Here is a 24,318-nt window from a genome sequence, read left to right as displayed (position 1 = left end):
GGCACTGCCCTGCACTTTCGGCGCTTCACGCTCGCCCGACCACACTGCGGCAGCCTGGGCGGTTCACCCACACGCGTTGGTCAGGTGTTCTTGCTCACCGTGATGGTCGGGAACTTGGACGAGAAGTCCTTGGCCTGCTGCGCGATCTTCACCGCCACCGAGCGCGCGATGGACTTGTAGAGCTGCGCCACTTCGCCATCCGGATCGGCCACCACCGTGGGCTTGCCGCTGTCGGCCTGCTCGCGGATGCTCATGGCCAGCGGCAACGCGCCAAGGTAGTCCATGCCCATCTTCTCGGCCATCTTCTTGCCGCCATCCTCGCCGAAGATGTGTTCCACATGGCCGCAGTTCGTGCAGACGTGCACGGCCATGTTTTCCACCAGTCCCAGAATCGGCACATTGACCTTCTGGAACATGTTGATGCCCTTCTTGGCATCGAGCAACGCGATGTCCTGGGGCGTGGTCACGATCACGGCGCCGGTCAGCGGCACCTTCTGCGACATGGTCAGCTGGATGTCGCCGGTGCCCGGTGGCATGTCGACGACCAAGTAGTCCAGATCCTGCCAGCGCGTCTGCATGATGAGTTGCTCGAGCGCCTGGCTGGCCATCGGGCCGCGCCAGATCATGGCCTGCTCTTCATCCACCAGAAAACCGATGGAGTTGATCTGCAGGCCCATGCTGCGCTTAGGCTCCATGAGCTTGCCGTCCAGGCTCTCGGGCTTGCCCGAGGTGCTGGTCATCAGCGGCTGGCTCGGGCCATAGATATCGGCGTCGAGCAGACCGACATTCGCGCCCTCGGCCGCCAGTGCCAGCGCCAGATTCACGGCCGTGGTGCTCTTGCCCACGCCGCCCTTGCCGGACGCCACCGCGATGATGTTCTTCACACCGGGCAGCATCTGCACGCCGCGCTGAACCGCATGCGCAATGATCTTGCTGACGATGTTGACCGAGACGTTCTCCACGCCCGGCAGCGCCTTGGCGACCGTCACCAGTTGCTGGCGCAGCTCGGACACCAGGCTCTTGGCGGGATAGCCGATTTCCACGTCGAAGGCGACATCGCCGCCGCTGATCGAGACATTGCGCAGCGCGCGCGTGCTCACATAATCCTTACCGGTATAGGGGTCGCGGACTTGGGCGAGAGCCTCCATGAGACCCTGTTCAGTAATGGTCATACTTCATTAACTCCTCGAGAGTCGGGTAGTCTATCCAAGCTGAAACACACGTGCAGGCACGTGGCATTACAAAAATACCGTCATTTACCCTGAACAAATCGCAAGAAGAAGGTTTCCCGTGAAGTTGAAGATGGCCAAGAACTCCCTGTTCGCAATCCTGTTGCGTTCACCGTGGTGGATCAGTTTCGTGATCGCCATCGCCATCGTGGCGGCCTGCAGCGCCCTGCTGCCCAAGGAAATCTGGCCATTTGCGGCGCTGGGTGCCGTGCCCATCTTCATCATCGGGTGCATGGCCGCGTGGCGCCAGCTCAAGGCACCGAGCGGTGCCAAGGTCGAGGCCATCCGCGCCGAAGCCGCCGCCATGTCGTGGAAGCAATTCTCCACAGCCCTTGAAGCCGCCTGGAAAAACGAGGGCCAGAACGTACAGCATATAGCCGACCGTGTCGTCGATCTGAGACTTGAAAAATCCGGCACCATCACCTTGGTCAGCGCCCGCCGCTGGAAGGCCGCGACACACGGCGTTGAGTCGCTCAAGGAACTGGACGACGCCGTCACGCGACTCAAGGCACAGTACGGCGTCTACGTCGTGCTGCAAGGCAGCCTCAGCGACACGGCGCGCGCCTACGCCACGGAGCACGGCCTGCTGCTGCTCGAAGGCGACGCGCTCGCCGCCATGCTGCTCAAATCAAAACCACGCAACACCTGACACCCTTCGCCCACCTATCCACCCATGCAAACAGCGCACTCGCCTCTCACCGGACTGGTACTTTCGGGCGGCGGCGCGCGCGCGGCCTACCAGGTGGGCGTGCTCGAGGCGATTGCCGACCTGCGCATCGCCTGCGGTCTGCCGCGCCAGAACAGCCCGTTCCAGATCTTCTGCGGCACCTCGGCCGGGGCCATCAACGCGGCGGCCCTGGCCAGCGCGACCGACCATTTCGACGACGCGGTGCGCCATGTCGCCAGCATATGGCGGCACTTTCACGCAGAGCAGGTCTACCGCGCCGACTCGTTGAGCGTGATCCGCAGCGGCGCGCACTGGCTCACGCTGCTCTCGCTTGGCTGGACCGTGGCGCGCTGGCGCAAGGTGCGCCCGCATGCGCTGCTCAACAACCAGCCGCTGGCCGAACTGCTCAAGCAATTGGTGCACCTCGACCGCATCCCCGAGCTGATCCGTGACGGCCACTTAAGCGCCCTGGCCGTCACCGGGTCGAGCTACACCACCGGCGAACACATCACCTTCTACCAGTCACGCGACGCCCGCGCGCCTTGGGTGCGCTCGCAACGCAAGGCCGTGCGCACTGACATCACCATCAGCCACCTGCTCGCCTCCTCGGCGATTCCATTCATCTTCCCGGCCCGCCCGGTTACCGTGGACGGTCAGCCCCACTACCTCGGCGACGGCTCCATGCGCCAGACCGCTCCGATCGCACCCGCCATCCATCTGGGTGCAGAACGCATCCTCGTCGTTGGCGCAGGCCGCATGAAAGAGCCCGAAACCCAACTGCCACCGGGCGCAGAACCGAGCTACCCCTCGCTCGCCCAGATCGGTGGACATGCGCTGTCCAGCATTTTTCTCGACGCCCTCTCGGTCGACGTCGAACGCGCCGAACGCATCAACCAGACCCTCTCACTCATCCCTGCCGAAGCCCGAGCCCGCAGCCCCCTGCGCCCCCTGAACCTGCTCGTGCTCTCGCCCAGCCAACGCATCGATGAAATCGCCGCACGCCATATCTGCGACCTTCCCATCACCATTCGCACACTGCTGGGCGCTGTCGGCGTGAAGGAACCCACGCCAGGTCAACCCGGCGCAGGCGGTGCTGCCCTCGCAAGCTACCTTCTGTTTGAGCCCGGTTTCACAGGCGAACTCATGGCACTCGGACGCGCTGACGTAGCAGCAAAACGCGCGGAAATTTGTGCGTTCTTCGGATGGACACTGCCTCAGCCGGCCCATTGAAGACGCCTTGGGCGGCACCACTTACAATGTCGGGTTCCGTCCGAGCCTGCATTTCGCCGGCTCATCGAAAGTTTGAACCGATGACTGCACGCAAGATTTTCGCCACCACCGCACTGCCGTATGCCAACGGCAACTTCCATATCGGCCACATCATGGAGTACATCCAGGCCGACACGTGGGTGCGTGCGCAACGAATGCAGGGCAATCTGGTGAACTTCGTCGGCGCGGATGACGCGCATGGTGCGCCGATCATGATCGCAGCCGAAAAGGCGGGCAAGACGCCGCAGCAGTTCGTGGCCGACATTGCCTCCGGACGCAAGCAGTACCTCGATGGCTTTCACATCGCCTTCGACAACTGGAGCAACACCGACAGCGCCGAGAACCACGAGCTGTCCAAGCAGATCTACCTCGACCTGAAGAAGGCCGGGTTCATCGAGACGCGCGTGATCGAGCAGTTCTTCGACCCTGAGAAGAACATGTTCCTGCCCGACCGTTTCATCAAGGGCGAGTGCCCCCGCTGCCACGCCAAGGACCAATATGGCGACAACTGCGAGGTGTGCAGCTCCGTCTACTCGCCCACCGACCTGATCAACCCCTACTCCGCGCTCTCGGGTGCGAAGCCGGTGCTCAAGACATCGGAGCATTTCTTCTTCAAGCTGTCGGATCCGCGCGCTGTGGAATTCCTCACCGAATGGACGCAGGACGGCGTGCATGTACAGCCCGAGGTGGCCAACAAGATCAAGGAATGGTTCGGCGTACGCACCAATCCCGATGGCACGACCAGCGAAGGTCTGGACGACTGGGACATCAGCCGCGATGCGCCTTACTTCGGCATCGAGATTCCCGACGCACCGGGCAAGTATTTCTATGTGTGGCTCGACGCACCTGTGGGCTATCTCGCGTCGCTCAAGGAGCTGCTCAACAAGCGCGGCGAGAACTACGAGGCCTACATGGCCGATCCAGCGCTCGAGCAGTACCACTTCATCGGCAAGGACATCATCACCTTCCACACGCTGTTCTGGCCCGCGATGCTGAAGTTCAGCGGCCGCAAGACGCCGACCAAGATCTGCGTGCACGGCTTCATGACCGTGAACAACGGCGAGAAGATGAGCAAGAGCCGCGGTACGGGCCTCGATCCGCTCAAGTACCTGAGCCTCGGCATGAACCCCGAATGGCTGCGCTACTACCTGGGCGCCAAGCTCAACGGAAAGAACGAAGACATCGACTTCAATCCCGAAGACTTCATGGCCCGCGTGAACGCCGATCTGATCGGCAAGTACGTGAACATCGCCTCGCGCGCGGCGGGTTTCCTCGTCAAGCGTTTCGAAGGCAAGCTCGGCGAGATGAGCGAAGACGGCCAGGCGCTGATCGCCCAACTGCGCGAGCAGCAAGGCCCGATCATCGCGGCCTACGAGGCCCGCGACACCGCCCGCGTGGTGCGCGAAATCATGCTGCTGTGCGACCGCGTGAACAGCTACGTGGACGCCAACAAGCCATGGGAGCTGGCCAAGAAGGAAGGCATGGAAGCCCGCCTGCAGGACGTCTGCACGACCTGCATCGAAGCCTTCCGCATCCTGACCGTCTACCTCAAGCCCATCCTGCCGCAGGTGGCCGCCGAGGTCGCAAACTTCCTCATCATGCCGCCCGAGGACTTTGCCGACATCGACAAGCCGCTCGGCAAGGACCACCAGATCGGCGAGTACAAGCACCTGATGACGCGCGTGGATCCCAAGCAGCTCGAAGCACTGTTCGAAGCACCTGCCGCCCCCGTGGTCGAAGCCGTACTGCCCGGTGGCGAAGAGATCGCCCCCACGATCACCATCGATGATTTCGCCAAGGTCGATCTGCGCATCGCCAAGATCGTCGAATGCAAGGCCGTCGAAGGCTCGACCAAGCTGCTGCAACTGACGCTCGACGTGGGCGAAGGCCGCACTCGCAATGTGTTCAGCGGCGTGAGCAGCATGTACAAGCCAGAGCAGCTGCAAGGCAAGCTCACCGTGATGGTGGCCAACCTCGCGCCGCGCAAGATGAAGTTTGGCGTGAGCGAAGGCATGGTGCTCGCCGCCAGCCATGCCGACGAGAAGGCACACCCCGGCATCTACGTGCTTGAGCCCTTCCCCGGCGCAACACCGGGCATGCGCATTCACTGACCCGGACACGTTCATCTCATGAACCATCACCAGCCCCTTCGCCGCAAAAGCCCTGGGGCTTTTTTGTGGCTTCTCATCGGCGCACCTGCGCTGCTGCTGTCCCTGTCGGGCTGCACCGTGGTCAGCGTCGCCGGATCTGTGGTGGGCCTCGCGGCGGACGCCGCCATCGGCACCGTGCGCATCGTCGGCAAGGGCGTGGGCAAGGCAGCCGATGCCATGCTCGATGATGACGAGCCCAAGCAGGACAACAGCGGGATCACGATCAAATACCGCGAGTCGCGGGAGGCTCCGTTGACGGATCAGCCTGCCGGCTCGAGCCCGCGTTTGCCTGCGCCTACGCGAGGTGTGGGAGCGAATTCACCGCAATGAATCCACGCCGTCTTTCAGTGGCCCCCCCCCGAGTGACTTGTTTCACGTCTGGATGGATGCCTTTCAAGTCGGGCGCACATCCCACCCCACTGTTTAAGCGTTCGATGGTCAATGCGTGGCGCGCCTCGTGGCGCTTCACGGGCAGCGCCGCCGTGCGTGCTACCTGAATGCCGCCTTGGCCGCAAGGGTCATCGTCGCGTGGTCGACCAGCAGGGTAGCAGCCGCATCGACCGGCGCGCTGAATGGGGGGGAAACCGGAGCCCGGACCGCCTCACGCCTACGGGTGGTGAAAGTCCGCCGGAGCCAGCTCCAGTCCCAGCTCCTTTGCCACTTTGATCACGACGGCCATGCCGGTGTTGCCCGCCGGAACACCGGCGTAGACGGCGATCTGCAGCAGCACCTCCTTGAGCGTGTCTAGATCGAGCGGCGCGGACTCAGGCTGATCCGGCGGGGCCGAGAGGCCTGTGCGCACGTGCAGCTCAAACTCTTCCCATCGCCCCATGGACGCCGTGATCGCCAGCACCATGACGCGACGCGTGCGGCGGTCCAGGCCCGGACGACTCCAGATGTGGTCCCACGCGTAGGAAGTGATCATGCGCTGGAAGTCGACGTTGAGAGTGTTGGCGCTGCTCACCGAGCGGTCGACCCACGCATCGCCCAGCACCTGGCGGCGATTGGCGAGGCCGCGTTTCACAGAGTCATCAGACAAGGTCATCAGGGCCATCCTTCTCGAAATCAGTCATTGCAATGCGCGCATTCTTTCAGCAATTCATGGCATGCGCGCGCAGACGATCGAACTGCGACGTTCAAATCTGCTGCCTGCTGCAGCGCATCGCGCAGCGGCGGCTTCTGCGCTGCCTCGATGCTCGGCGCCGCCTCCATCCACTGCAGCAACAGCGCGCCCAAGGGCGTGCTCTGCGCCAGTGCCTGTTCGGACATTCCTGCCACCAGCGCGGCGGCCTGCACTTCGCCGATGCAAGGGCTGAGCACATGCACAAATCCCTCGGAGAACACCAACTGCTGCAGCACATCGACGTTCGCCTGCATGCGCCCGACATGCACCTGCAACCCCTTCGCGGCCAGCCCCAGCGAGCGGCAGGCCGCCAGCGTGTGCTGCCACAGCGATGCCCAATGTGCTACCTCCGCCTGCCACTCGCCGAGCGCGCGCTCGTGTGCCTGGGGCATGCACGACAGCAGCAGGGATGCGATGTGCGGCACGGGCTGGGTCTGCGCGATGGCCTGCATGCAGTGCACAGGATTGCGCTTGTGCGGCATGGCGCTCGAGGTGCTGCCGCGCGATGCCTCGCTGATTTCACCGACTTCGCATTGCGACATCAGCGCCCAATCCTTGGCCAGCTTGGCGAGCGTGCCGCTGCACACTGCGACCTCCATGCCGAGACGCATCCAGCCATCACGCTGGGTATGCCAGGCATAGCCTGCGGCGTGCAGATGCAAGCGCCTTGCCATGGCCGATTCCACTGCAACACCGGCATCACCAAGGCTTGCGCGGTTGCCCACGGCTCCACCCAATTGCACGCACAGCGCAGAGGAAGAGAGTTCACGCAACTGCGCCTGAGAGCGCCGCAACGAGGCCAGCGTTTGCGCGCATTTGAAGCCGAAGCTCGTGACTTGCGCGGGCTGCATCAGGCTGCGTGCGAGCATCGGCGTTGCGGCATGTTGCCGGGCCATGGCCTGCAGTGGCTCACACAGCGCATCAATTTCAGCCAACAACGCCCCAAGCGCATCGCGCGTGAGCATGGCGTGTGCTGTGTCGACCGCATCCTGCGTGGTCGTGCCCCAGTGCAACCAGGACAGCGCCTCGGGCGCATTGTGGGATAGCCATCGCTTGAGCGGCGCGACCAGCGCCACGCCCAGCGCCCCGCTTTGCCGCGCCTGGGTGACGAAGATCGCATGGTCCAGCGGGACGACCGCTTCGCATGCACGGACGATGTCACGTGCGGCGGTTTCGGGGATCAGGCCGCATTCCGCCTGCGACTCGGCCAGCGCGCTTTCAAATGCGAGCAGCGCGGCGAACCACTGCGCGTCTCCGAACAGCGGCTGCGCAGCCGGTTCGGTGAGGTATTCCTGCATCAGGTACATATTCATCGGCTCCAGTTCACACCTGCACGTTGGAGGCCTTGATCACCGCAGCCCACTTGGCACTCTCTTTCTGAATGCGCTGGGCGTAGGCGGCCGCATCGCCGAGCAGCGGTACGGCACCCTCCACATCGAGCCTGGACTGGAACGCGGGCAACGCGCCAACCTTGAGCACCTGCGCACCCAGCGTCGTCACGGTGTCCGCTGGTGTGCCCTTGGGCGCAAGAATGCCGTACGTGAGTGTGCTCTCGAAATCCTTGAGCTCGGGAACGCCCGATTCCGCCACCGTGGGCACATCGGGCAGCAGCGTGTTGCGTTTCGCGCTCGTGATGGCCAATGCGCGCAGCTTGCCGGATTTCACCAGTGCCATCGCCGAGGGAATCACGCCGAAACTGAAGTCCACGACACCGCCTGCCAGATCGGTGAGCGACGGGGCCGTTCCCTTGTATGGAACATGCGTAGCCTTGGCGTTCAGCACATGTGTGAAGTGCTCACCCGTGAGATGCCCGCCGGTGCCCGAACCGCTGGAGGCGTAGTTCATCAGCGCCGATTTTCCGGCACGCAGTGCCTGCGCGAGCTGCTTCACATCCTTGATGGGCGAAGCGGCTGGCACCACAAGCAGCAAGGCAGAGGATGCAAACATCGCCACCGGCTGCAGATCGGCGGACGCATTGAACTTGAGTCCCTTGTAGAGCGACGGGTTGATCGACACCGTGCCCGTGTGGCCCAGCAGCAGCGTAGCGCCGTCCGCCGGCGCGCGCACCACGAACTCGGTGCCGAGATTGCCGCCCGCACCGGGTTTGTTCTCGACGATGATGTTGCTGCCAAACTGCTCCGTCAGTCCAAACGCCATCTGGCGCGCCAGCACATCGTTGCCGCCACCGGGTGCGAACGGCACGACGATGCGAGCCACTTTTCCGCCCCGCTCAGCCTTCTGCCCACCGGCTTGCGCCCACGCGGGCATCTGAGCCAGTGCCATGCCGGAGAAGGCGGCGCCCAGCATGTGGCGTCGCGAAATCAGGAAATGAGGCATGGGTGAGTCTCCTTGGTCCTCGGTCATTTGTCTTGAAATCAGCTTGCTCCAAGTGTGGTTCAGGCCAAGACATCAATACAGCATGCAGGGCCTTCTTCACTTTGAAGAAAATGTGTTGAATGGAGACCCGCTACATCCACAATTTCTTGAAGGTCGTGAAACTCGGCTCGATGTCCGACGCCGCGCGCGAGCTCGACCTCAGCCCCGCCGCCGTCGCCCAGCAGATGCGCACGCTGGAGCGCGAGCTGGGCGTCACGCTGCTCGTTCGCCACGGTAGGCGCGTGCGCCCCACCGCCGCCGGTGAACGGCTGTTTGAAAAAGGCCAGGCACTGGTGCAGGAGTGCGACGAGCTGCGCGACTGGGTCGCCTCCGACGCCGACCAGGGCGAGCTGCGGCTGGGCACGCTCAACACCGTGCTGCACAGCTTTCTGCCCGACGTGCTGCAAGGCTTTCTGCAGCAACACCCCGCTGTGCAGGTGCATGTGGTGGTGGACAACACGCCCAAGCTCTACACCGCCCTCGCGCAGGATGAACTCGACGTGGCAATCTGCCTGAAACCCGCGTTCGAGCTACCCAAGACCATCTGCTGGTCGCCGCTGCGCGAGGAAACGCTGGTGCTGCTCTGCCAACCCGGCGACGCCCACATCGCGCCGCTCGAACTGCTGCGCAAGCGCGCACTGGTGCGCTATGACCGCTCGCTTGCAGGCGGCAAGCTGGCGCAGCGCTACCTCGACGCGCAGGAGATCCGCGCACACGCCTGTCTCGAACTCAACTCGGTAATCGCCGTCGCGATGATGGTGGAGCGCGGCCTCGGCGTAGGGCTGGTGCCGGATGTGGGGGATACGCTGTTGCGAGGGAGGGAACTGAGCAGGCTGGAGGTTCCACCGCTCAAGGGCGTGCCACCTCTCCCCCCAAGAGAGCTGGGACTACTCTGGCAGCGCACCACTCCCCGCCTACGCTGGGCACACAGCCTGATGAGCTGTGCTTCTCGACTCGTACCGTCTTGAATCGCTTTTGATTTTTTGGCGGCGCCTGCGGCTTCTATGGTCCATCGTGCAGTTTTTCGGCGCTGTAGCTGTTCTTGACGCGGAAGTCCGGACCGAACACGACAGTGAAGTGCATCTGGCGGGTCGGCGGGTCGATCCAGTTCCAGTCCCATTCGACGGTCTGCTTGAGATCGTAGGGCACGGCCTTGGCGGGCATACCAAGTGTGCGGCGCACCTGCTCCTGGCTCATGCCGGGCTGGATCTTTTCAAAATTGTGCGGCGCGAGCACCTGGCGCAGCGCGCTCATCTTGCCATCGGTGCCGATGGTGATCATGTAGTTGCGCGCGCCCATGGGCTGGCGGTTGTATTCGAACGTGCGCGAACCATCGGGCTCCTGCCAGACGAATTCGGGCTCGCCGAACTTGGCGCGCACATCCATCTCGGTGGAGACGCCCTCCTCCAGCTCCTTGATGCGCTGGTTGTCACATCCGGCCAGCATCGCGGCCACCGCGAGAGTCGCCGCCAAACCTGCACGCGCCATGCGCATCATTGCCATGAAGTGTCCTTCCGATTGAACCTGTCGTAGAGGCGTTCGTCATCATAGTGATCCACCGTGAATCTCCTTGAGGACGGCACTCTAACGCGTCGGGACTTGTTTGGGTTGGCCGGGATGCCAAATCGTACGAATGTTTGCAGTCTTCACCAGAATGACGGGTTGAACAGCGTGGCTCGCAAAGCCTGAACTTGGGGTTCGCTCATGGACGGAGAATGGCCCCGAGTGGTCATTCCTCTGACAACAACGCTTCTACCCACACAACAGCATTTGGGTGGTGTTGTTCTATCGTATCAAGCGCACTTGCCAGAACGTCCGGGTCTCGCGTGTCGAGTGCATAGTTGAAACGTGAAAGGCTTTTTCCTCTCCGCGCTTGATACTGTTCTTCAGAAATTGCATTCGAGCCGCACCAAACTGGAGAACCAGTTTTTTTTGCCACGCTGAATGCATCCTCGAGCCCTTGCGTTGTGATTGCCAAGAAAACCATGAATTTCCTTTCTGACATGGACTATCTTTCATTTTTCGCAGGATATTTTCAGTGCCCTCGATATCTGCTTCTGTCCAATGGTGCCCGTTCAACAAGCTCGAAGTACTTCATCCACGTCGTCCCTAAACCTCAAACACCTCCACCCCCACCCCTCGCAGCTCCGCCAACGCCTCCGCATTCCCCGCATGCGCATTGGTCACCACCCCATCCGTTTGCGCAGCCGTGGCCACCGCATAGCGCCCCCGCACTCCCACCTTGCTGTAGTCCGCCAGTATCTGCAACGACGATGATTGCTCAATCATTGCCGTGGCGAGGCTGGCCTCATGGGCGTTGAAGAAGGTGACGCCGTCCCCCGCGCTGATGCCGAACGGGGACAGCAGGGCCACGTCGGCGCGGTAGTTGCGGATGGCGTTCAAAGTGACTTCTCCGTAGGTGCAGGGCACTTCAGGATTGATGTCGCCGCCGAGCAGGATCACGCGCAAAGCATTAGAGCCATTCAGGTCTGACACGCCGGACTGTGTGGACTGGAGCTTGAGCGCGACAGGGATGGAGTTGGTCACCACCACGAGCTCGGTCTTCAGCAGACACAGCTCTTCGGCGAGGATGCCGGTCGTGGTGCCCGCGTCCACGAACACCATCTGGCCCGGTTGCAGGCGTTTGACGGCGGCCCGGGCGATGGCGCGTTTTTCGCTCACGCGCTGGGTCTGGCGTTGCACGAACGGCGGCTCTTCCTGAGCCAGGCGCGCGACGCCGCCGTGCACGCGGCGCACGAGGCCGAGCGACTCCAGCGCGAGCAGGTCAAGGCGTATGGTTTCGCGCGAGACCTGCAGGTCCTGGATCAGCTGTTCGGTGCGCACGCGGTCAAGGGATGACAGCAGCGATTGGATGCGCGCGAACCGGTCTTCTTGCAACATGGGTGGTCTGGCCTTGGCTTGGAAAAATGCAGGGCGACTTCGAGCATATGCGAAGTCGCCCTGATGCTGGGATTTGGCCCTCCACGGGCCATCCAAAAATCACCTCACGCACGCGCGCGTCGCTGCCTCCATGCGCCCCATCCACCTACAAGCAGCGCGACGAGCGCCAGCATCAGCGGGTGGTCTACGGGCACCGGCTGGACCGTGGGCGTGATGGGCGGAGTGACGATGGCAGCGGGGCTGGCGATCAGCACCGGATCGATGATGGCGGCATTGACCAGTCCATCCTCATCGAGCGCACCGCCATCGGTCACGCGGTAGCTCACGGTGTTACCGGTGAGGATGGCATGCGTGATCTCGGTAGCGATCTTTTTGCCGTTCGCGTCGGTGGACACCTTCATGAGCTTGCTGCCCGTAGGCGGGGGCGCGGGCAAGGTGAGGACGATACTGGCTTCGAAACCGGGCGTCGCGCAGTCAAGCAAGCTGAAGGCGATGAGGCCACTCACTGCCTTTTGGCCTTCGGGCAGCAACCCTGCGGGCACAGCGCCGCCGCTCGAAGTGACCTGCTTGCAGCTTGTGAGCGATTGCACGTTGAGGCCGATGCCTGGCAGGCCTGCGCCGGGCGACGGAAGCTGCGCATCGATCAGCACTTGCGGCTCGGGTGGATCGACGGGGTCGGTCGGCTCGGGCACAGGATTGCCGAGCTCGAACGAACCGGCCGTGCTCCAGTCCGACCAGTTCAGGTGCTCGTCGCGCACGCGAACGCGCCAGTACCAGCGCTCGTCGCTGCCGAAGCTCAGCACCTCGGGGGCCTTGCCGTCAAACGGATCGAATTCCGAGCCTTTCTCGCCATTGGCCTGCGTGAGGCGCGCAAAGCACTGACGACCGCCCTGACGCGGGTCATCGGTACCGCCCGTATCACCATCCTCGTCCCACTTGTAGGCGCAGCTCCAGCGGTCGCGCAGGCTGTTGCCGCCCGCGATGATGGCGTGGTTGAGCTTGCCGCGCTTGGTGGTGGCGCCCACGTTCGGGTAGACGCGTTTGGGATGGGCGAGCAACTGGCCAAGCGCGAGCGTGGAGATGTCAGCATCCTTTTGCGTATTGACGCGCGCGTTGTTCAGATAGGTCCAATTCTCGCGGCGGGTGCCGTTGCCCCACACATCGTAGACGGGCGCGCCGGTGTCGAACTTGCGCGATTTTGAGAGCTGCCACTGCGCCTCGTAGATCGCGGGCGCACCGCTCAGCGCATAGCGCAGTTGCACCGTGGCCGGGTCGACCTTGCCGAGCTTGGCCTCGGGCAGTTGCGGGCTGGCGGCGAAGCGTTCGCTGGTCACGCGGATGGCGTCGTTGGCCGATGCGCTGATGGCTGTTCCGCTCAGGTCGTAGCGCTTCCATTCCAGCGACGGCGCGGCGCCGCTGTCGAAGCTGAACTGCAGCGTACCGTAGCCGAAGGCGAGCTTGGCGTTGGCGATCACGTCGAGGTCGGTGTCGTCCTCTTGCTTGGCACTTTCGAGGCCGCCGCTGCCCGATGCAACATTGAGCCACAAATGGCGGCTGTTCATGGAATTGCCGCGCTCGTAGAAGTGCACATGGCCGTTCACGTTGGCGGTGATGGCACCGGTGCCGCGGCCGTAATCCTCGAGCTGCGAGATGAAGTCGCAAGCCGCGATCACCTCGCCCTGACGCCATTTCTCGCTCAGGCAGGGATGGTGGTTGAGCAGCAGGACATAGGGCTTGGCCTCTTCGCGCGTACTCTTCATCAGGCCGGTGAACCAGTCGAGATGCGCTTTCATGTAGTCCGCACGGAACAGACCGCGACCATTGTCGTAGTTGGTCCAGCCGCCGGTGTTGTGCATGGCGGATGCGGGATTGAAATCGCTCGCGACGATGCGCAGGCCCAGATAGTCGATGGAGTACCAGTGCAACGGATACTGCTCGGAGCCATTGGAAGGCAGGCGGTTGAAGTACTTGCGGTAGGTCTTCATCCAGCTCTTCTCGGCACCTGCGCTGGCCTGCTCGCCGAAGTATTCGTGATTGCCCGCAGCGGGCAGCAGCGGCACATAGGCCGAGAGCGCGCTGAGCGGCGTGAAGAAATGCGCGGCCCAATTGGAGCGCGAGTTGCCCGAGGCCACCAGATCGCCCGGCACAACAAAGCCCGCCAGCGCCTCGGCACACTGCTCGGGCTGGCCGCCGCAGTCGTTGGCGATCAGGCCATTGACGATGTTCTTGAAGCGGTTGTCGAGACCGTCCTGTGTGTCGGACACGGTCGCGAACTTCGCGCTCGTGACCTTGTCGCTCGCGCGCGGCCAAGTCTTGAAGCGGTACGGCCCCGCGAGCTTGGGCGTGGCGCTGGTACCGGTGACCACGGCGTATTCATAGAGCGTGTTGGAAGCCAGCCCGGTGAGGTCGGCAAAGAAGATGTTCGCGTCTTTGAAATCGCCCGCTGCATTGACCGCGTTGACGATGGTGAACGGCCCGGTGCTGCCCACTTTGCGCACCCAGACGGTGGGCGCGGATTCGGCGGTTTCCAGCATCACCGACATGCGGTCCGTGCCGGGGTTCTGCAGCGTCGGGCCCACCGCCATCACGGGCTTGGCGGCGGTGTTGGGCAGCGCTGCGGGATCGAACGGTCCGGCCGGCGGCGTGTCGTCGCGATGCAGCTTCACGTTGTCCAACGCCCAATACCAGTTGTTGGCGGTGCTGCGGTAGTTCCAGCTCACTTGAGCCGTAGTCGCACCTGCGGGCGCGGTGAACTCCACGCTCGCGCCCTGGTTGAGCGTGTCGGCTGTGTACGACCGGGCCACCGCATCGCCCTTGTCGAAGGTGATCGTCACATCGGCCGTCTGCGGGCTCTGGCCCTGCCGGTAGTGGGTGTCGAAGCTGACCACGTAGCGCTTGGCCGCCGTCACCGCGAGGCTGGGTGCGAGCAGCGAGGTGCTGTAGACCTTCTCTGCGCGCAGGCCGTCGGACTCGATGATGGCGATGCCACCGGTCCCCTTGCTGAAGTCACCGCGCTTGGTACTGGCGGCGGTGGATTTGCTGGCCTTCCATGTGTCGGAGGTCACGAACCTCCAGCCCAGCCAGGTGGCGTTGAAGCCCGCAGCGGGCTTGACCTCGTCCACCGAACCATCCGAGTAGAAGGTCTTGACCGTCCAGCCCGCAGGCGGCACCGCACTGATGGTGGAGCCGGTGCCCGCCGTGTCGAAGTTCTGTTCTTGAAGCACCGTGGTCTGGGCCTGAGCAAGGCCACAGACCGCCCAGGTGCCAGCAAGCCATAAAAGCCGCCATTTGTTTTGCATGAATCCTCCTGCCTGAAGGCAAATCAGTGGTGTGGATTGGCTGGAACTGCCAATAAATGCAAAAATTAACAAAAGTACATGAAATTACAATGACACCCTGAAAGTCAGCAGGCAGCAGCCCCAAGGCACACAAGGGCTAAAATGCGCGACAAACCGCCTTTTTCTCTCTTTCTCTTCTTTTTCGCGTGCCTTGGCGTACGCCACAGAAACGAGCCATGTCCTTCTTCCGCCGCCCCGACTACCAATCCGACACCACGCAGTTCATCAACAAGCTCAAGGAACAGAAGCCCGAGCTGGAAGCGCAGCAGCTGCAAGGCCGCTCGCTGCTGTGGGACAAGGAAATCGACCGCGACGTGCAGAAGGAATACAAGGATGGCAGCGTTGCGCAGAAGCCCTACGTCTACCAGACCAACGCCTGATGCGCCGCAGCGCTTGAGTAGCGCCCGCCATGGCCGACCGCAACGACCCGTCCATCACCGAAGACGACGCGCCGCCTGCCTCCTCGCGCAGCGATGGCCTGCCTGACGTCGTCGACCAGGTCGCTCTCGCGCGCCTCTATGGCGAGCCGCTGTTCGCGCTGCCGCAGGATCTGTACATTCCGCCCGATGCGCTCGAGATCTTTCTCGAAGCCTTTGAAGGCCCGCTCGATCTGCTGCTCTACCTGATTCGCAAGCAGAACTTCAACATCCTCGACATCCCGATGCTCAAGGTCACGCAGCAGTACCTGAGCTACGTGGACGAGATCCGCAGCCGCAATCTGGAGCTGGCCGCCGAGTACCTGCTGATGGCCGCGATGCTCATCGAGATCAAGTCGCGCATGCTGTTGCCGCCCAAGAAGCAGGAAGGCGAAGCCGAGCCCGAGGACCCGCGCGCCGAGCTGGTGCGCCGCCTGCTCGAGTATGAGCAGATGAAGCTCGCGAGCCAGCGCATCAACGCCGTGCCGCAGTACGGCCGCGACTTTCTGCGTGCGCAGGTCTACATCGAGCAAAGCCTGCAGCCGCGCTTTCCCGATGTGGAACTGGTCGACCTGCAGGACGCCTGGCGCGACATCCTCAAACGCGCCAAGCTCGTGCAGCACCACAAGATCACGCGCGAGGAACTCTCGGTGCGCGAGTACATGAGCAACATGCTCAAGTCGCTGCAGGGCCGCCGTTTTGTCGAATTCGAGGAGCTATTCCAACCCGAAAAAGGCAGCACCGTGCTGGTGGTGACCTTCATCGCGATGCTTGAGCTCGCCAAGGAAACGCTCATCGAGATCACCCAGGCCGAGGCCTTCGCACCGATCTACGTGCGCCTGGCCTACACGCCGGTCTGATCGTTTTTTCTTCCCGTTCTTCCCGTTCCTTCCTGTTTTTGCGGAGACCTCTGAAATGCCCCATCTCGTCATCGACTACAGCGCCAACCTCACCGACTTCCCGCAAGCGCAGATCCTCAAGGACGTGAACGCCGCGCTGTGCACCCACCCCGAGGTCAAGGAAGAGGCCGACCTCAAGAGTCGCACCAACCGCATCGAGCATTTCGAAATCGGCAACCAGCCCGCCAACCGTGGCTTCGTGCACGCCCAGCTGCGCCTGCTCTCGGGCCGCTCGCCCGAGGCCAAGAAAGAACTCGCCGAACAGGTCGCTGTGGTCCTGCGCAAGCACACGCCGCGTCCTGAAGGAATGATGGTCCAGCTCAGTGTGGAGATCGTCGACATGGACAGGCCGAGTTATGTGAAGGAGCGGCTGTAAAGCCTCACCCTTCTCTTTCGACTGAAAGATGCGCTCTCGATCAAGCGACATAACTGCAAGTTGAACTGACGGCCGCGCCACCTGCTGCGCGGCCATTCAAATTCGGATGCACCAAGCTGGGGCAATGCAAGTCACGCATCGCCACACCCCGGCGTTCACGCGGGTACGGACCTTGCATGCCTTTCTGCTCATAACGATCAGGAGACATGCTTCCCGCACCCCGCACGATGAATTCCTCAGCACCACTTCGCCTCCACACACTCGCCGCTGTCTGCGCGCTTCTCTTCACCCCTGCGTTCAGCCTCGCATCAGAACAGGATCTCGTCGCCTCGCTGCCCACCGTCGAGATCAAGGGCCAGACCACGCGTGGGGCTGCTGCGGCCTATTCGTCGACCGAGCTGACGACGCAGGATTTTCAGGATGCGCACGTCAGCCATCCGCAGGATCTGCTGCGCAAGGTGCCCGGCATGAACGTGCAGAACTACAACCTCTCGGGCGTGGGCGATGCCATCGTGATGCGCGGCTTTGGCGGCGGCGGGCATGGGGGTGACATCGGCGTGGTGCTTGACGGCATTCCGCTCAACGAGGCCATGTCGCATGCCGACGGGTATGTCGATCTGAACGTGATCGTGCCGCTCGAAATCCAGCGGCTCACGGTCTACAAGGGGCCCGTGTCGGCGCTGTACGGCAACTTCAATCGCGCGGGGCTCATGGCCATCGAGACGCGCAAGAACGAGCAGTATAAGGAGGTCGATCTGAGCCTCTCCTCGCACGCCACGCTCGATGCGCAGGCCGCGCTCGGCCTCAAGATCGATGACGGCGAGCATCTGAATCTGGCCGCGCAGCACTACCGCACCAAGGGCTGGCGCACGCAGTCCGACTACGACCGAACCACGTTGGCCGCACGTTGGAGCAAGCAAGTGACGGGCGATCTGGAGATCGCCGTGTCGGGCCGCCTGCACCACACCGAGGGCGACTCGCCGGGCTATCTGACGGGCGCGCAGTTCGCCACCGACCCCTATGGCAAGGACCCACGCGCGATGAACGATGGTGCGAAGAAGGACTTCGTCACGCTGCGCGCCGACGTGCGCTACACGCTCGCGCCGGAGATCACCTGGCTGTCGTTCGCATACACCACGCGCCAAAGCTTCACGCGCTGGTTCAGCCGCCCGGTGAACACCAGCACCTGGCGTCAGCGCGAAGAAAACTACGACCGCACGGTCTACGGCGCGGGCACCAGTCTGAACGGCAGCCACCAGACAAGCTTCACGCCACTCAAATGGGTGGCGGGCATAGAGACCTTCCGCGAATCGACCGACTACGAATATTTTGACGGGCTCGACCATCGCGCGCGCGTGAACCCCGCCATCAGCGACCGCACTTCGAAGCTCAACAGCCTCTCGGCCTTCGGCGAGATCGACGCACCCATTCATCCGCTGCTGCAGGTGTCCGCAGGCATGCGCTGGGACCGCTTCACGGGAGACTGCGCACGCAACGGCGCGGAGACCGGCAGCGACCCGTGCGGCGCGCTCAACCGCGTGTCGCACGGCAGCCCCAAGTTCGGCGTGCGCTCGCAGGTCGCTCCGGGCGTGCTGCTCCGAACCAGCTGGTCCGAAGGCTTTGCGCTGCCCAGCACCTTCGCCAAATACGCGCTGGGCGCTGCCAGCTTGAACCCGAATGTTTTCCGCCAGACCGAGGTCGGCGTGCAGCTCAAGCCCTTCGCCGATCTGGTGATGGACGTGGCTGCCTACCGCATGATCTCGTCAGACGAGATCCGCAACGTCGCGCCCGGCATCTACGAGAACTACGGCCGCACCCGCCGCACCGGCGTGGAGATGAGCGCGCTGTGGGCCGCGCACCGCCAGGTCGATCTACAGCTGGCCTGGGGCAGCGCCAACTCGCGTGTGCTCGAAAACGGCAACGCCGCGCTCATCGGCAACCGCGTCGCGGGCGTGCCGCGCACCACCACCACGCTCGGCGCGACATGGCGCCCCGCCCCGTCATGGGAGACCACGCTGACCTGGCGACGCGTGGGCCGCTACGCCGTCAACGACGCGAACGCCTCTTTCTACAACGGCTTCACGACCTGGGACCTGGGCCTGAGCCACGATCTGCCAACGAGCGGCATGCGCCTCTACGCACTGGTCAGCAATCTCACCGACAAGGTGTACGCCACCTCGTCCTCGCTGATTGGCGGCACGCAGCTCTACACACCCGGTGCACCGCGCACCTTCAAGGTCGGCATCAACGCCCGTTTCTGATTTCCCTGAATTGATCATTCCGCCATGACCCTCACACTCATCCGCACCGCCTGCCTCGCCGCCCTGCTCGCCACTCCACTCGCGCAGGCCCACAACGTCTGGCTCGAACCCGATGTCAACGGCGCCTACACCGTGCAGTTCGGCGGCCATGAAGGCAAGCTCGAGAGTTTTCCCATCGAAAAGCTCACCAGCGTGCACGCCTACGACCGGCGCGGCCGCAAGATCGACGTGAAGATCGAGCCCATGCAGAACGGCGCACGCGTGACGCCCCAAAAGGAAGCCGCAATGCTGTCCGCAGAATTCGACAACGGCTTCTACAGCAAGGTCGGCGACGGCCCGATGATCAACAAGCCCATGAACGAAAATCCCGGCGCGACCAGCGGCGTGCATGCGCTCAAGTTCCACAAGACCTTCATCCAATGGGGTGTGATCTCCAAGAAGGAACTGGGCCAGAAACTCGAACTCATCGCCCGCACCCACCAACCCGCGCATGCAGGCCAGTCGGTGCAATTCCAGGTACTGTTCGACGGTCAACCCAAACAAGGCGTGCGCGTCTCGCTCGGCGAAAAGGGAGAACCGGTGATGTCGGATGCGAACGGACTGGTCGCAGTGACACCGAAGGCCGGTACCAACCAGCTGCAAGCCATCTTGCGCGTGCCAGTCACAGGCAACGAAAAGACCACGCAAATCAGCTACGAGACTTTGGTCACCTTCCCTGCCCATTGACCAAAAATTCGGGCAACCGAAGTGCGCAGAGCCTTCAATCCGCCAACGGTGGCGTAAAAACAAAAGCCCGCAAAAAAAGCAGGCTTGAGTGCGTTGAAAGGACTCGCTCGCTTCCCCACCAGGCAGGAACGAGCCTCAACAGCCAAGTACGATCAGAACGAGTGGCGAACGCCAAACTCATATCCGGTGGCACTGTCGCCAGCCGCCATGGTCGGGCTGACGAGCGACGACGACGAAACTGCAAACCCGCGCTTGGCGTTGTCATCATTCTTGATGTGCGCAATCGCCGCATACAACTGCGTGCGCTTGGACAGGTTGTAGCCGTAGCCGATGGCAAAGCGCTGGGTGTCGGCCTCGTTCACGTGCTTGGTGCTGATCTGCGAGTAAGCCGCGCGCAGTTCACCCGCGCCAAGCGGCACGGTCGCGCCGATCAAATACATATCCACGCGCTGGTTGTTGCCGCGCTCGGTGGCGAACTGGGCCATGGGCTTGACCATGCCGAAGTTGTAGGCCGCGCCGATGTTCCAGGCCTTGTAGTCGACGCCCTTGGCATCGGTGCCGCCGCGTGTCGTGCCGTAGGCTGCGGCCACGTTCAGCGGGCCGGATTGATAGCCAAGGCGCACTGCGGCGGAGCTGCCCAGACGGTCATTGGCGATGCCGTCGGCCTTCTCTCCGAAGCCGTATTGCAGTTGGCCGTAGAAGCCGCCGAGCTTGGGCAGGATGTAGTTGATGCTGTTGCTCACGCGCTTGTGGCCGCTGCCTTCGGGCGTACCGACCGCAACGCTCGCGCTGCCGATCAGGTTGGCGCCATTCACGCCGCCCACGCCCACGTCGCCGAAGGGGTCAAAGGTCTCGATGTTGAGGTACGCGGGCGTCTTGTCGCGGCCCAGGCGCACTTCGCCGAAACCGCCCATCAAGCTGACGGTGGAGCGACGGTCGAACTTGAAACCGCTGCCGCCGTTGTCGACCGCGATGCCGCCTTCGAGCCAGAAGCCAGCCTTCAGGCCGCCACCCAGATCTTCGACACCGCGAAAGCCCAGGCGGCTGCTGGAGACGCCGCCGCTGGACAAGCCGGTCACGCTGTTGGTGTCACTCTTGAGGTGGGCGACGGAAACGTCCGCCACGCCAAAGAGCGTGACCGAGGAAGTCGATGATTGTGCCGATGCACCCGCAGCGGCGAGCAGTGCGGCGATGGCGATGAAGGTCTTGTTCATGCTGTTCATGGAAGGGTTGAATTGATCAAACGAACAGCCGGTGGCGCACTGGCAAACCGGCCTGGCCCGATGTCGGGACAGGTCAATTTGAGTGACTAAGTGTGACAATTCAGGGTCAAGCCCGCGTACCCCACTTTGTCATGCTGGATTATTTCGGGATGACAATTTCATGTGCTAAGTGCGCTATATCGCGCGCGCTTCAACACAGTCAGTCAGCCCACGAGGTCCGCATCCAGCCAACCGCGCAGGCTGTTGACGAAGGCCCATGCGCGGACCTTGGCGATGTCGCGCAGATGCAGCACTTCTTCGCGCACCCGGCCCGATTCGATGGCCAGCGCTCGCCCCACGCCGGGCAGCAGACCACAGTCAATCGGCGGCGTGATCCAGCTGCCATCACCCAGTTGCATCGCGACATTGCCGCGCGTGCATTCGGTGATTTCGCCCGCCTCGTTCCAGAGAATTACGTCGAACATGCCACTTCCCGCAGTCGGTTCAAACGCTGCATAGTGCCCGCGCCGCGTGGTCTTGTGGCGCACGAAATCACTGTGAGCAGCCATGAAGGGCCGGTCGGCCAAGGCCAGCTTCACGGGCTGCGGCGTGGCCGCCATCGCGAAGGCCTGCGCTGTGAATGCGCCGTGCTCGCCAAGCAGCAGACGCACGCGCCAATCGCTTTCGGAATGCGCCGCACGCAAGGCGTTCAGCGATGCGGTGATCTGCACTTCGGGCCAGTCGAAATGGAAATGCGCTGCAGACGCCTGCATGCGTGCAAGGTGCTTTTCCAGATGCCTGAAATCACCGCCCTGCAGCGCCAGGGTTTCCAGCACCTCGAGCTTGGGCAGCGCGCGGTCAATGAAGGCGCGCTTGTGCTTCCACTCCTGCCACTCGTCTGCCGCACTGGCGCTCGCGGTGATGCCGCTGCCGATGCCGCATTGCACCTGATCATCACGTACGGTGAGCGTGCGGATCGGCACGTTGAAGGTCGCATGCAGACGGCCCGGCGCGCTGCCCGGCCGCACGATGCCAAGCGCGCCGCAATACACCCCGCGCGGCGCGGATTCGAGTTCGGCGATCAGGCGCATCGCTTGCACCTTGGGCGCGCCGGTGATCGAGCCACAGGGGAACAGCGCCGCGAACACATCGACGAGCCGCGTGCCGGAACGCGTCTGCGCGGTCACATCCGATGTCATCTGCCACACCGTGGGCAGTGCTTCGACATGAAAAAGACGCGGCACCTTCACGCTGTGCGGCCGCGCAATGCGCGAGACATCGTTGCGCAGCAGGTCGACGATCATCACGTTTTCGGCACGCTCCTTGGGCGACGTGCGCAGATGATCGGCGAACGCCGCGTCTGACTCTGCCGTAGCGCCACGCGCCGCCGTGCCCTTCATCGGGCGCGTGAGCAAAGCCTCGCCATCCCAGTCGAAAAACAGTTCCGGCGACAGGCTCAGCACCTGCTCCTCGCCCCATTGCATGCTCGCGACATAGCCATCGGGCTGTGACGTTCGCAAGGCATCGAACAAAGCCTCGGGCGAACCAAAAAGTTCGCCCTGCAGCGGCGCGGTGTAGTTGATCTGGTAGCACTCGCCTGCCGCAATGGCCGCGTGGATACGCGCAATGTCGGCCTCGAACGCGCTGCGCGCCTGTTCGGAATGTGCGCCGTATTTCCAGTGGATGTGGGCGAGCGCATGGGTGGCTTCGGGATGCACATCGGCAGCCTCGACATCGCCCGCCAATGGCGCATCGAACTCGGCGAACCATGCGAGCGGCAATCCGCCCTTCGGAATGTGCGTGCAAAACGCGGTATCGAACGCGGTGGCCGCTTCATAGGCCAACCCGCCCACACACCAGCGCCCTGCGCGTGCAGCCTGCTCGACGGCTTCGAGCACATCGCGCACTTCGGCAAGCGCATGAGCCTGCCAGACCCGCAGCGGTGCACCAAAACGCCAACGCATGCGCGCGGCCTCCGGGTGATGCGGATGGGGAAAATCGATCAAACTGGCAGGCATTAAGGGCAAGGCGGGCATGGGGCGCAAATTATTCCATGCGTGAGCACAACGCCCCGGCGCGTTGTACATGTCCTTGCGGCGTAGCGCGGTTCCGGGCTCTCTTATAGACTCGCCCCAATTTCCAAAAAGTACGGAGGCAACGCCATGAACACCACGACCGCATCCACCACAGGAACCCCTTACGGCACCATCCCGCCCGCATCACCGATGCCGCAGCGCAAGCCCATCAGCCTGCCGCGCCTGGCCCAAATGCGCGAAGCGGGCGAGAAGATCACCATGATCACCGCCTACGACGCGACCTACGCGGCCGTGGCCGATGCGGCGGGCATCGAATGCATTCTGGTGGGCGACTCGCTTGGCATGGTCTGCCAGGGCCTGCACAGCACCGTGGGCGTGTCACTTGACGACATGGCTTACCACACCGAATGCGTCGCACGCGGTCTGCATCGCGCACAGGCAACGGCCTGGCTGATCAGCGACCTGCCCTACGGCAGCTATGCGGAAAGCAAAGAGCAGGCGATGCGCAGCGCCAGCCGCCTCATGCAGGCGGGCGCGCACATGATCAAGCTCGAGGGCGGCGGCTGGACCGCGCCCATCGTGCAGTTCCTCGTGGAGCGTGGCGTGCCCGTCTGCGCGCATCTGGGCCTCACGCCGCAGACCGTGCACGCGCTCGGCGGCTACCGCGTGCAGGGCCGCGACGAAATGGCTGCCGCCACGCTGCGCCGTCAGGCCGCCGAACTGCAGGAAGCAGGGGCATCGATGCTGGTGCTCGAGATGGTGCCCGCCGAACTCTCACGCAGCCTCACGCAGGCGCTTGCCACCTGCCACACCATCGGCATCGGTGCGGGCAGTGGCACAGCCGGGCAAGTACTGGTCATGCATGACATGCTGGGCGTGAACCTCGGCAAGAACCCGAAGTTTGTGCGCAACTTCATGCAGGACGCGGGCTCGGTGCGCGGGGCCATCGAGGCCTATGTGCGCGCCGTTAAATCTGGCGAATTTCCGGATGATCAAGTCCATGCGTGGTAAGCAATCGCAAGAGTCGTTTCACTCGAAGGGGCGAGCAATCACTGCTATTTCAGTTTGAAATTGGTTAACAATTCCTATCGATTCTCTCGTTACATTGAATTTGCATAGACATGCTACGGTGCAATCGACACAGACGAAGTGAGTGCTCAGGTACTTTTCACGACATCCGCCAGCCACATCGGCGGATGCATGTGCCCAGCCGCACCGGACAAGGCCCGCTCACCCCGTCTGACTCCGTAGGTAGCGTGCCAATGAATTAGAAATCCACGCACCGATGTGCTCACGTTCGAGGGGACACAAAGAACGGGCACGGACGTGGAGATCAGCGTCGCAGCAAC

General features: G+C 63.1%; 21 protein-coding genes. 11 read left to right on the top strand and 10 right to left on the bottom strand.

The window, feature by feature from the left end; translation table 11 throughout:
* Nucleotides 1-80: 80 nt before the first annotated feature.
* Nucleotides 81-1,172, bottom strand: a complete 1,092-nt coding sequence (gene apbC / locus G7047_RS29160) for an iron-sulfur cluster carrier protein ApbC (RefSeq protein WP_166311758.1) — start codon at nt 1,170-1,172, stop codon at nt 81-83.
* 118 nt (nt 1,173-1,290) lie between these two features.
* On the opposite strand from apbC, the gene G7047_RS29155 reads away from it, so the two are divergent.
* From G7047_RS29155 to G7047_RS29140, 4 genes are all read left to right on the top strand, one after another.
* Entirely contained in the window at nt 1,291-1,878 is a 588-nt protein-coding gene (locus G7047_RS29155) for a restriction endonuclease (protein WP_371813833.1), read from the top strand.
* Between the two features lie 24 nt (nt 1,879-1,902).
* Complete coding sequence (locus G7047_RS29150; protein ID WP_166311757.1) at nt 1,903-3,126, top strand: patatin-like phospholipase family protein; 1,224 nt, start codon at nt 1,903-1,905, stop codon at nt 3,124-3,126.
* Nucleotides 3,127-3,206: 80 nt separating this feature from the next.
* The gene (gene metG, locus G7047_RS29145; protein WP_166311756.1) at nt 3,207-5,276 is read left to right on the top strand and encodes a methionine--tRNA ligase; all 2,070 of its coding nucleotides are present in this window, start codon (nt 3,207-3,209) and stop codon (nt 5,274-5,276) included.
* Nucleotides 5,277-5,294: 18 nt separating this feature from the next.
* Nucleotides 5,295-5,645 (top strand): hypothetical protein, encoded by a 351-nt coding sequence (locus G7047_RS29140; RefSeq protein ID WP_166311755.1) that lies wholly within the window; start codon nt 5,295-5,297, stop codon nt 5,643-5,645.
* Between the two features lie 277 nt (nt 5,646-5,922).
* On the opposite strand, the gene G7047_RS29135 is transcribed toward G7047_RS29140, so the two are convergent.
* The 3 genes from G7047_RS29135 to G7047_RS29125 are packed head-to-tail and all read right to left on the bottom strand — an operon-like array spanning nt 5,923 to nt 8,775.
* Complete coding sequence (locus G7047_RS29135; protein WP_166311754.1) at nt 5,923-6,360, bottom strand: carboxymuconolactone decarboxylase family protein; 438 nt, start codon at nt 6,358-6,360, stop codon at nt 5,923-5,925.
* A 20-nt stretch (nt 6,361-6,380) separates the two neighbouring features.
* The gene (locus G7047_RS29130; RefSeq protein WP_240939313.1) at nt 6,381-7,751 is read right to left on the bottom strand and encodes a lyase family protein; all 1,371 of its coding nucleotides are present in this window, start codon (nt 7,749-7,751) and stop codon (nt 6,381-6,383) included.
* Nucleotides 7,752-7,761: 10 nt separating this feature from the next.
* A complete protein-coding gene (locus G7047_RS29125) occupies nt 7,762-8,775 on the bottom strand; it encodes a tripartite tricarboxylate transporter substrate binding protein (RefSeq protein ID WP_166311753.1) in 1,014 nt (337 codons plus the stop codon).
* Between the two features lie 119 nt (nt 8,776-8,894).
* On the opposite strand from G7047_RS29125, the gene G7047_RS29120 reads away from it, so the two are divergent.
* Nucleotides 8,895-9,782 (top strand): LysR family transcriptional regulator, encoded by an 888-nt coding sequence (locus G7047_RS29120; RefSeq protein ID WP_166311752.1) that lies wholly within the window; start codon nt 8,895-8,897, stop codon nt 9,780-9,782.
* Nucleotides 9,783-9,816: 34 nt separating this feature from the next.
* On the opposite strand, the gene bamE is transcribed toward G7047_RS29120, so the two are convergent.
* The 4 genes from bamE to G7047_RS29100 all read right to left on the bottom strand — a co-directional run bounded on the left by bamE (nt 9,817) and on the right by G7047_RS29100 (nt 15,014).
* Nucleotides 9,817-10,308: an outer membrane protein assembly factor BamE gene (gene bamE / locus G7047_RS29115; protein WP_166312327.1), complete on the bottom strand. Its 492-nt coding sequence runs from the start codon at nt 10,306-10,308 to the stop codon at nt 9,817-9,819.
* A 235-nt stretch (nt 10,309-10,543) separates the two neighbouring features.
* The gene (locus tag G7047_RS29110; protein ID WP_240939311.1) at nt 10,544-10,819 is read right to left on the bottom strand and encodes a hypothetical protein; all 276 of its coding nucleotides are present in this window, start codon (nt 10,817-10,819) and stop codon (nt 10,544-10,546) included.
* Nucleotides 10,820-10,923: 104 nt separating this feature from the next.
* Nucleotides 10,924-11,715 carry a DeoR/GlpR family DNA-binding transcription regulator gene (locus G7047_RS29105; protein ID WP_166311751.1) on the bottom strand — a complete coding sequence of 264 codons (792 nt, stop codon included), beginning with the start codon at nt 11,713-11,715 and terminating at the stop codon, nt 10,924-10,926.
* A gap of 104 nt (nt 11,716-11,819) precedes the next feature.
* Nucleotides 11,820-15,014: a metallophosphoesterase gene (locus G7047_RS29100; RefSeq protein ID WP_166311750.1), complete on the bottom strand. Its 3,195-nt coding sequence runs from the start codon at nt 15,012-15,014 to the stop codon at nt 11,820-11,822.
* A 215-nt stretch (nt 15,015-15,229) separates the two neighbouring features.
* On the opposite strand from G7047_RS29100, the gene G7047_RS29095 reads away from it, so the two are divergent.
* The 5 genes from G7047_RS29095 to G7047_RS29075 all read left to right on the top strand — a co-directional run bounded on the left by G7047_RS29095 (nt 15,230) and on the right by G7047_RS29075 (nt 19,731).
* Entirely contained in the window at nt 15,230-15,433 is a 204-nt protein-coding gene (locus tag G7047_RS29095) for a DUF3460 family protein (protein WP_166311749.1), read from the top strand.
* A gap of 29 nt (nt 15,434-15,462) precedes the next feature.
* Complete coding sequence (locus G7047_RS29090) at nt 15,463-16,329, top strand: ScpA family protein (RefSeq protein ID WP_166311748.1); 867 nt, start codon at nt 15,463-15,465, stop codon at nt 16,327-16,329.
* Nucleotides 16,330-16,384: 55 nt separating this feature from the next.
* Nucleotides 16,385-16,744, top strand: coding sequence for a 5-carboxymethyl-2-hydroxymuconate Delta-isomerase (locus tag G7047_RS29085; protein WP_166311747.1), 360 nt, complete (start codon nt 16,385-16,387; stop codon nt 16,742-16,744).
* A gap of 206 nt (nt 16,745-16,950) precedes the next feature.
* A complete protein-coding gene (locus G7047_RS29080) occupies nt 16,951-19,005 on the top strand; it encodes a TonB-dependent receptor (protein WP_166311746.1) in 2,055 nt (684 codons plus the stop codon).
* A gap of 24 nt (nt 19,006-19,029) precedes the next feature.
* Nucleotides 19,030-19,731, top strand: coding sequence for a DUF4198 domain-containing protein (locus tag G7047_RS29075; RefSeq protein WP_166311745.1), 702 nt, complete (start codon nt 19,030-19,032; stop codon nt 19,729-19,731).
* Between the two features lie 152 nt (nt 19,732-19,883).
* On the opposite strand, the gene G7047_RS29070 is transcribed toward G7047_RS29075, so the two are convergent.
* Both G7047_RS29070 and pabB read right to left on the bottom strand, forming a co-directional pair.
* On the bottom strand, nt 19,884-20,945 hold the full coding sequence (locus G7047_RS29070; protein ID WP_166312325.1) for a porin: 1,062 nt from the start codon (nt 20,943-20,945) through the stop codon (nt 19,884-19,886).
* A gap of 212 nt (nt 20,946-21,157) precedes the next feature.
* Nucleotides 21,158-22,897: an aminodeoxychorismate synthase component I gene (pabB, locus tag G7047_RS29065; RefSeq protein WP_240939310.1), complete on the bottom strand. Its 1,740-nt coding sequence runs from the start codon at nt 22,895-22,897 to the stop codon at nt 21,158-21,160.
* Between the two features lie 198 nt (nt 22,898-23,095).
* On the opposite strand from pabB, the gene panB reads away from it, so the two are divergent.
* Entirely contained in the window at nt 23,096-23,980 is an 885-nt protein-coding gene (gene panB, locus G7047_RS29060) for a 3-methyl-2-oxobutanoate hydroxymethyltransferase (protein WP_166311744.1), read from the top strand.
* Nucleotides 23,981-24,318 lie beyond the last annotated feature (338 nt).

It is taken from the genome of Diaphorobacter sp. HDW4A (genome assembly GCF_011305995.1).
GTDB lineage: Bacteria > Pseudomonadota > Gammaproteobacteria > Burkholderiales > Burkholderiaceae_C > Diaphorobacter_A.
Note: the sequence above shows the minus strand (reverse complement) of the source record. Positions and strands in the feature narration are given on the sequence as shown.